The 7,503-nt window shown below is 59.6% G+C and carries 7 protein-coding genes and 1 pseudogene; 6 read left to right on the top strand and 2 right to left on the bottom strand.

Going from position 1 to position 7,503, the window contains the following annotated elements; translation table 11 throughout:
* The 3 genes and pseudogenes from AB4043_RS08005 to guaA form a co-directional block, all read left to right on the top strand.
* A pseudogene (locus tag AB4043_RS08005) lies at positions 1–352 on the top strand (hypothetical protein); the annotation flags it as partial.
* Between the two features lie 61 nt (positions 353–413).
* Positions 414–584 carry a hypothetical protein gene (locus AB4043_RS08000; protein WP_442301712.1) on the top strand — a complete coding sequence of 57 codons (171 nt, stop codon included), beginning with the start codon at positions 414–416 and terminating at the stop codon, positions 582–584.
* Between the two features lie 32 nt (positions 585–616).
* Positions 617–2,230 (top strand): glutamine-hydrolyzing GMP synthase, encoded by a 1,614-nt coding sequence (gene guaA, locus AB4043_RS07995; RefSeq protein WP_442301711.1) that lies wholly within the window; start codon positions 617–619, stop codon positions 2,228–2,230.
* 94 nt (positions 2,231–2,324) lie between these two features.
* Here the strand turns inward: guaA and AB4043_RS07990 are convergent, their stop codons facing one another.
* Positions 2,325–3,599 (bottom strand): POTRA domain-containing protein, encoded by a 1,275-nt coding sequence (locus AB4043_RS07990; protein WP_442301710.1) that lies wholly within the window; start codon positions 3,597–3,599, stop codon positions 2,325–2,327.
* 139 nt (positions 3,600–3,738) lie between these two features.
* On the opposite strand from AB4043_RS07990, the gene AB4043_RS07985 reads away from it, so the two are divergent.
* From AB4043_RS07985 to AB4043_RS07975, 3 genes are all read left to right on the top strand, one after another.
* The gene (locus AB4043_RS07985; RefSeq protein ID WP_442306817.1) at positions 3,739–4,110 is read left to right on the top strand and encodes a hypothetical protein; all 372 of its coding nucleotides are present in this window, start codon (positions 3,739–3,741) and stop codon (positions 4,108–4,110) included.
* A 112-nt stretch (positions 4,111–4,222) separates the two neighbouring features.
* Positions 4,223–4,879 (top strand): carbonic anhydrase, encoded by a 657-nt coding sequence (locus AB4043_RS07980; protein ID WP_442301708.1) that lies wholly within the window; start codon positions 4,223–4,225, stop codon positions 4,877–4,879.
* Between the two features lie 11 nt (positions 4,880–4,890).
* Positions 4,891–6,417, top strand: a complete 1,527-nt coding sequence (locus AB4043_RS07975) for a SulP family inorganic anion transporter (RefSeq protein ID WP_442301707.1) — start codon at positions 4,891–4,893, stop codon at positions 6,415–6,417.
* A gap of 220 nt (positions 6,418–6,637) precedes the next feature.
* Here the strand turns inward: AB4043_RS07975 and AB4043_RS07970 are convergent.
* On the bottom strand, positions 6,638–7,503 hold an 866-nt coding region (locus AB4043_RS07970; RefSeq protein WP_442306816.1), incomplete at its 5' end, for a tagatose 1,6-diphosphate aldolase.

Here is a 7,503-nt window from a genome sequence, read left to right as displayed (position 1 = left end):
GGGTGTCTTCGTCCTGTGGGGTGTGTTGAGCTGGGTCTTCTCCCTTGCTCCCTTGCTCGCGGTTGTCCGTCAACTGACCGCAGCGCAGGCCATCCGTGAGTCCTTCCGCCTGGGCGCACTGCGGCAGAAGCTGGTTGAGATCAACCTGGTAATGGGCATCGTCAAGATCGCGCTGATCGTGCTCGCGATGGTCTTCTCCGCGACGCCCCTACCCTTCCAGGGAGTAACGACAGAGAGCTTCCTGCACACATGGTGGGCCGGTGTCACCGTCGCTTATCTGATCGCGTCAGACTTCTTCCACGTGGCGCGTACGGTGGCATACCTTCAGCTCTATCGCCGCGCGACAGGGTGATGCCGGAGCACAACGCCGCTCTTTGCTGCTGCATCCTACTCCCGCAGCAAGGAGGGACAGCATGTCCTTTGGCCTGTATCTAGTTGGCTATATCCTTTTCATCGCCGGTGTCGCCTATGCGGCTCATCTGGCGCATGTCCCGCAGCATTGGATCTTCGCGCTGATTCTGGTTTTGGCCGGAGCCGGGGTGCTGACGGGCGTCAAGAATACGAGGCACAAAGACCCGGCCTAGGGCGGCGATTGGGCACATCGTAAAATAGGTTCGTGGACTCCCAAATCGCCGCTGACGCCGCATCGACTTCCACCATCGTTATTCTCGACTTCGGATCGCAGTACACCCAGCTCATTGCTCGCCGCATCCGCGAGTTCAATGTCTTCTCCGTGGTGTTGCCCTGCACCGCTCCGCTGAGCGACGTGCTTGCCCTGAATCCGAAGGGCATCATCCTTTCCGGTGGCCCCAGCTCGGTCTATGACGCCGACGCTCCTGCCGCTGACCCGAAGGTGTTGACCACCGGCATGCCCATCCTCGGCATCTGCTACGGTCTGCAGTTCATCACCCATCATCTCGGCGGCAAGGTGCATCCTGCGGATAAACGTGAGTACGGCCATGCGCGCGTCCAGATCGCCAGCCACAACCGGCTCTTCGCCGGCCTGCCGCAGGAGATCAACGTGTGGATGTCTCATGGCGACTCCGCTGTGAAGCTTCCCGAAGGCTTTACCCAGACCGCGCAGACTTCCAGCGCGCTGGCCAGCATTGCCAACGAAGAGAAGCGTATCTGGGCAGTGCAGTTCCATCCCGAGGTCAATCACTCGGAAAAGGGCAGCGAGCTGCTACGCAACTTTGTCATCGAGATCTGTGGCGCCAAGCCTGACTGGACTCCGGAACACTTCATTCAGTCCACCATCGAGCGCGTACGCGCACAGGTTGGTCCCAGAGGACACGCCATCTGCGGTCTCTCCGGTGGCGTGGACTCATCAGTCGCGGCCGTTCTGGTCCACAAGGCCATCGGCGATCGCCTCACCTGCATCTTCGTCAACAACGGCGTCCTGCGTAAGGATGAGTTCGCCAAGGTGCAGGCCACCATGCGCGAGAAGCTCGGTCTGAAGGTCATCGCGGTCGATGCGGGCGAACGCTTCCTCTCGCGCCTCTCCGGCATTACCGATCCCGAAGCCAAGCGCAAGATCATCGGCAACGAGTTCATCGCGGTCTTCGACGATGAGGCAGAGACGATCCTGAAGGACCTCGAAACCAAGGGCGTCGCTGAGCACGATGCCGAAGGCAACGAAGTCGCCTGGCTGGTGCAAGGAACGCTGTATCCGGACGTCATTGAGTCGTCATCGGTGAAAGGCCCGTCGCAGACCATCAAGAGCCATCACAACGTCGGCGGCCTGCCGGAGAATATGAAGCTCAAGCTGATTGAGCCGCTGCGCGATCTCTTCAAGGATGAAGTCCGCCGCATCGGCCGCGACCTCGGCATGCCGGAAGAGATCCTGGAGCGCCAGCCCTTCCCGGGCCCTGGCCTGGCTGTCCGCATCCTGGGCGAGATCACGCCGGACCGTGTCGCCATCCTGCAGGAGGCAGACGCTGTCGTCGTCGAGGAAATCAAAGCCGCGGGACTCTACCGCCAGCTCTGGCAGAGCTTCGCGGTGCTGCTCCCGGTAAAGACCGTGGGCGTAATGGGTGACCAGCGCACCTACGCTTACACATGCGCCATCCGCGCGGTGACCAGCGAAGACGGCATGACCGCTGACTGGGCTCCACTGCCGTACGAAGTGCTGAAGACTATCTCTAGCCGTATCGTGAACGAGGTGCGCGGTATCAACCGCGTAGTCTACGACATCACCTCGAAGCCACCGGGCACCATTGAGTGGGAGTAGTTGTGGTCAACGAATAGAACGATCGTTGGGGTGAAGATACGCGAAGCTTATGTGGGAGTATCGAGCGCAAGCGAGGAAATCCGTTTCCGTAGGATTACGCTCCCATCTTTTTGAAGCTCACTTCAAGTACCACGGTCTTCGACGTTGGATCGACCGTCTGCTTGAACGCACTGCTTGCGCCTTGAAACAGTTCGTTGGCGATATGCCACTTCAGGAACTCGCCTAAAGCTCCAGCGTCATAGACATCACCCGGCTTCAGCTTCCAATCCTGATCCCACACATTTCTCTGTGCGGGTGTGAGCCCAGTGACGCGGACCTCCTGCAATCGATAGATCTCGCCCGGTGTTACCTGCACCGTAAAGTTCGCTGTGTGGGTTGCATCGTCCAACACCGGAGGTGCATCGACAGTGATATCGAGATAGCCGTGCTGGCGATAACTGTTTTGAATCACTGCCAGCGCGCTTTGCAGCGCACGCTGCGAAGCCACCGAACCGTGCTGCAACTTCGCACCGGCCACGAACTGTTGCTCCGTCATCCACGGTGCTCCGGTCCACGAGACTACTCCGAGCTTGTACGCCTCTCCCTCCTGTACCGTTGTCGACAGCGAGACCTGCACTGGTCCTGTCCCGCTGATCGTTCGCTGCAGCGGAGTGAGCTTCGCCGTTAGATATCCGGCATCGCGAAAGATCGCCAGCAGGGTAGCGGAGATATCCTGCCCACCGACTCCCTCGTTGTACGGACGTCCTGCCAGAGCCGTGGTCATCTTTTGCACATTGGTCTGCATCGCAGGTGAGACACCATCCACCCGCACGCTGCTTATCACCACCGCCGGTGACACGATGCGGAACGCAGCTACACGGAAGGGAACTCCGGGACGAGGCTCAAGGACTTCCTCGCTTACCTTGGCTCCAGTCAGACCTTTTTCCTGCAGCATCGCCTCCAATGCCGTTTGCACTGAAGCCTGTAGAGAACCGGCCTCGGGAATGGTTTCTCCGCCGAGTGGAACACGGCGGCTGATCTCTGCCTTCAACTCTTCCGGAGACCACCATGCAAAGTTGGCGTACGAGATATGCAACAGCTTGGCGGTGTCCACCGGCTTGACCTTGAAAATCACCGAGATAGCCTTCATAGGGCCATCCAGGGTGGCTTGCATATCGTCGAAGGCGCCCGTGTCGACCAGCCGCTGAGCTGCAGCTTGCAAGGTCTGGTTGTTCAGCGTCTGTCCCGGTTTCAGACCGGAAGCGGCTTCGAGTTCCGTCTGGGTGTAAGGATTTTGACCATCGAAGACGATTTTCTTGATGGTGTACTGTGCGTTGGCGGCGGCAGAAACGGCAAAAAGCAAAGCAGTTATGCGGATAAGCGAGCGCATGGATACGGCGATGCTATCCCGCTCCGGAATAGGAGGCAATAAAACTTGCTCACCTTCTGGGTTGGCAGGCGTACATTCTGTGGGACAATACACCAAAGCTATGCGCAAAACTCACTACCTCGTACGAACGGCCTTGCTGATGGCTCTCGCCCTCGGCATGAACCTGCTTTCGTACGGGGATATCGCGCATGGCCGTCGCGCGCCTCACCGTTCGCGCATCAGCTATTCGCACGTTCCGCCGCATGGATCGCACCGGCCTACCGGTCGCAGTGGACGCACGCTGCGCCTTGCCGCCGCCGACAATCACGCGCCGGAAGTCGCCGAGGCAACCGTAATCCCGAAGATGAAGCCGATCGATCCGGTGGTTGTAACGCCGGCCGTCGCTCTGCCGTATCAGGGCCCGATCCTTCAGCCCGAGATGATCTCCGAGCCCCTGGCTCAGGTCAATGAGATTGCCGCCGGTTCTGCTCCCCGCGCGCCGGGCGGCTCCCGCGCACCTCCCATCGTTTAGTTCTCCGCTCGCAAAGCCCCTGTGTTTGTGAGCGCCGTCGTGTATCTGCACGTTGGCGTTCCCGCAGACGCACCCGCTTATTCGATGTGCACCATTTAGGAGATTGCAAACGATGCAACGCCTTCTCGACGGGTATGCCCGTTTTAGAAACGAAGTTTTTCCGAATCATTCCTCGCTCTTTTCGCAGCTTGCCCGTGGGCAAAAGCCGGAGGTCTGCCTCATCACCTGCTCCGACTCGCGCGTCATGCCGGAGATGATTCTGCAGTGCGAGCCCGGCCAGATCTTCCCCATCCGCAATGCCGGTAACCTGGTGCCGCCTCCGGGAGAGTCGCACAGCGGCGTCACTGCGACAGTGGAATACGCGGTCAAGGCGCTGAAGGTGGCCGATATCGTGGTCTGCGGCCATACCGGCTGCGGCGCAATGAAGGAGTTTCTGGAGCGCAAGCACGTTGAGGAACTGCCTCTCGTACATGCGTGGCTTCGTCATGCCGGACCATCCGCGAAGTGGCTGCGCAGCCTCTTTGAAGAGGCGGGTGCGATCTCGCTTGAGAAGCAGACCGAGCTCCTCATCCAGGCCAACGTCATGACGCAGCTCAACCATCTGGCTCAGCAACCGGCGGTCGCAGAAGGTCTGGCGAACGGTACGGTGCGCCTGCATGGATGGGTCTATGACATCGCAACCGGCGAGATTATCGCTCTCGACAATGAATCCGGCGCTTTCCTTCCACTTACGGTCGGCGCCGGTGACGAAAACCGTCGTATCGCATAAAGGAAATCATCATGAAGAACACAGTCTCGCAGCCGGCAAACGGCGCTCTGGTGAAAGACCTTTCAGCGTCGTTGGTCGTATTTCTCGTAGCCCTGCCGTTGTGTATGGGCATCGCTCTGGCATCCGGCGTTCCGCCAGCCCGCGGTCTTGTTACCGGCATTATCGGCGGCATCATCGTCGGCCTGTTCTCCGGTTCACCGCTGCAGGTCAGCGGCCCGGCTGCGGGACTGGCCGTTATCGTCTTTGAGCTCATCCATGAGCACGGTATCTCCGCGCTCGGCCCCATTCTTATTCTCGCTGGAGCCATGCAGCTTACCGCGGGTCTGCTCAAGATGGGCCGCTGGTTCCGCGCCATCTCCCCTGAAGTGATTCACGGCATGCTCGCCGGCATCGGCGTCCTCATCGTGATTCAACAGTTCCATGTTGTTCTGGACCGCACCCCAAAGTCCAATGGCCCGGCAAATATTCTCGCTATGGGCGAGGCCGTCTTCGGCGGTCTCTTCCCGCTGAATGGCAGCAAGGAAGAAGCGGCGGCTCTGGTCGGCATCATCACGCTCGGTGTCATGCTGCTATGGGAGCGCTTCCGTCCCGCGAAGCTGCGGCTGCTTCCCGGAGCCCTGCTTGGTATCGCCGCTGGAACCACCGCAGCCCAGGTCTTCCATCTCGGTGTGAACCGCGTCAACGTTCCCTCAAACCTGAGCGATATGGTCAGCATCACCGGCCCGTCGACCATGGCGTCGGTCAACTGGTTCAGCCTCATCGGCACGGCCGCCGCGCTCGCGTTTATCGCTTCCGCGGAGACGCTGCTTTCAGCCGCTGCCGTCGATCAGATGCAGACGCGTGTACGGGCGAACTATGACAAAGAGCTTGCTGCCCAGGGTGTCGGCAACATGCTCTGCGGTTTCCTCGGCGCTCTGCCGATGACCGGCGTCATCGTGCGCAGCTCCGCCAATGTGCAGGCCGGCGCAGAGACCCGCAAGTCCACTATCCTGCATGGTCTTTGGCTGCTGCTCTTCGTGCTGGCAATGCCCTTCGTCCTGCGGATGATTCCTACCGCCAGCCTTGCCGCTGTGCTGGTGCTTACGGGCATCAAGCTGGTGAAGCCGAAGGATGTGTTGCACCTTCGCCGCTTCGGCTGGGCCCCCGTTGGCATCTACCTGCTCTCCATGGGCACCATTGTGGCTACCAACCTGCTGACAGGCGTTCTGGTTGGCATCGGTCTTTCACTGCTGCGCGTACTCTGGAAGGTGACGCACCTTGAGACCCACGTGGAGGAGAAGGACGACATGACGGAGGTCCACTTCTCTGGTGTCGGTACCTTCCTGGCGATTCCGAAGATTACCGCCGCGCTCGATCAGGTATCTATAGACAAACCTGTGGTTGTCCATACACACTCTCTGCGGTATGTCGATCACGCGTGCATCGAGGTGATCGAAAGCTGGGCCGAGCGCCGCCAGGAACGCGGGAGTATCGTCCACTTAGAGGTTGAGATGCTGCATCGCCGCTACCATACACCGGTCAGCCGCAGCATCGCGTAAAGTTTGCTCTTTGCTGTGTGCCGGTTCTGCCAGAGGACTGGCGCCATTCAAAGCAAAGAGCAGGGCCCGCCAACTTGGCGGGCCCTCTTTCTTTTCCTTGCTTGAGCTAGAGCATTTCTCCTAAAGGTGTAGAGCGGAGTGTTGGCAGTTTGCGCCGTTTTCCTTCGAAGAAAACGGCATTCACAGATTTATCCAACGCTACAGTATTAGGAGAATTGCTCTAGCCGAGCTCTTCCAGGCTATTAACGCCGAACTTCACATACCACGGTGTTGCTGCCTGCAGCGCCTTGTTCACGTTGTTAATGTTCTCCACACCGGTCGTGTTCAACCAATCCTCAAAGGCCTTGGCGCCCTGCTTGGCGAAGATGGAGATGCCGTCGTACCAGGTGGCGCGGCCACAGAGTACACCGTTGAACTTCGTGCCTGACTCGGCCGAAAGTTCCAGCGTCTCGATGAACACCGGATTGGTCACACCAGCCGACAGATAGATGAAGGGCTTGTGCGTCATCGATTCCGCATCACGGAAATGCTGCAGCGCCTCAGCGCGTGAGTATGCCTTCTCGCCCTTGAACGCCCGTGTGCCTTCCACGAAGGCCATCTCGACCGGAACCTCGACCTTCAGCACATCGACTCCGTAGCGTTCCTTGCCGAATTCTGCCATCGATCCGGAGACGACCTCGGGCTTCTTCTTCGCGTACCCCAGCGTCTTCTCGCCGCCGCCGTTCTCGTCGTAGCCGACCGTCTCCAGGAAGAAGGGGATGTCGTGATAACGGCACTCGTCACCAATACGCTCCACCCAGGCGTGCTTCAGGTCATTGACGGTGCTGTCTTCGAAGGGAGTGTAGTAGAGCAGGATCTTGATGCAGTCTGCTCCGGCCTCCTTCAGGCGGCGGACGCTCCACACATCCAGCAGGTCCGGCAGTCTGCCTGGAGTATTGGCGTCATACCCGGTCTTCTCATAGGCCAGCAGGAGGCCCGCATTATTGCGCTGCTTGGCTGCCGGAAGCCCGAACTCCGGATCCAGAAGGATGGCCGAGGCATGCTTCGTCAGCACCGAGGTGACGTGAACCTTGAACTCCTCCAGAT

The organism is Terriglobus sp. YAF25, assembly GCF_052113305.1.
Classification (GTDB): Bacteria; Acidobacteriota; Terriglobia; order Terriglobales; family Acidobacteriaceae; genus Terriglobus.
This window is presented reverse-complemented; position numbering and strand designations above follow the sequence as displayed.